The sequence below is a fragment of the Chryseobacterium indologenes genome (assembly GCF_001295265.1).
Lineage (GTDB): Bacteria > Bacteroidota > Bacteroidia > Flavobacteriales > Weeksellaceae > Chryseobacterium > Chryseobacterium indologenes_A.
Genome location: NZ_LJOD01000057.1, coordinates 1 through 1,006, shown reverse-complemented (window position 1 = coordinate 1,006; position 1,006 = coordinate 1). Strand labels below are relative to the sequence as shown.

The following is a 1,006-nucleotide window of genomic DNA, read 5'->3' as shown; positions in this document are numbered from 1 at the left end:
GAAGCCGAACTGATGAGAAAAACAGGCGGTGATATGAGCCAGATCATTGTCTGGGCTACCCAGATCTATATGAAGAAAAGCGACGAAATCCGTAAGAATATTAAATCTGAAAAGTAATCATGAAAAAAACAGCATTGCTTTTATCAGTAGCAGCAGGAATTTCTGCTTTCGCCCAAAGCTCACCTATCATTATACAAAACTACAATGTTTATGATGCTGCCGGCAGATTCCGCACTGCACCGGCTGGCGGGACTCCGGGGCCTATAATGTATGCAGGTCATAATGCCCCTTACGGAACTTATACCATTCCTGCGGGACAATTTACTCAATATCAATCATTCAGTACGGCAGGAACGACACCTATTCCTATTCTCAACTGGTATGTTTCAGATAATACCAATCCTGCGAATAATGGAATGTATGCTTATAATCATCCCTTTATTGCTACGGTGATGAATTATGCTAATGAATGGGCAAGCTTTCATTTTGTTATTCAGGATCCTGTAACCGGGGCTTCTGATGAATATAAACTGGGAGACCCCACGATTGATCCGGCATACAGCAATTCGCTTACCGGTTCAATATCGAGTGCCGATTGGTTCACCATTACAACCCCAAACGGACCAACTACCTATGTACAAATATTCTAAATCAACTAAAATCTATCTTAATAAAAAATAATCATGAAAAAACATTTTCTAATGGCGGCTTTTGCCACTTTAACGCTGATCTCGTGCAACAACGAAGGGAATGCTGTTAATACCATGGAGAGCATGAAAACTCCACAGATGGAAAACTTCGACAAAGCTTTTAAAAGCCTGGGGGATCCACAAAACAGACCTACGGAAGAGGAGAAAAAAAGAAATACTTCTGAACTGAGTGACAGAAGAAAAGCACTTCTGGTGCCGGCTTCCAAAGAACTCATCCTTTCTACCGGCGTAACTGAAGCCGAACTGATGAGAAAAACAGGCGGTGATATGAGCCAGATCATTGTCTGGGCTACCCA

2 protein-coding genes are annotated in these 1,006 nt (G+C 42.0%); both read left to right on the top strand.

Annotation, left to right across the window (positions count from 1 at the left end):
- The first annotated feature begins 119 nt into the window (after positions 1 to 119).
- Positions 120 to 650, top strand: a complete 531-nt coding sequence (locus tag AOB46_RS22705; RefSeq protein ID WP_062703682.1) for a hypothetical protein — start codon at positions 120 to 122, stop codon at positions 648 to 650.
- Between the two features lie 33 nt (positions 651 to 683).
- Positions 684 to 1,006 (top strand): hypothetical protein (locus AOB46_RS22700; RefSeq protein ID WP_131724464.1); only part of this gene is annotated, 323 nt, incomplete at its 3' end.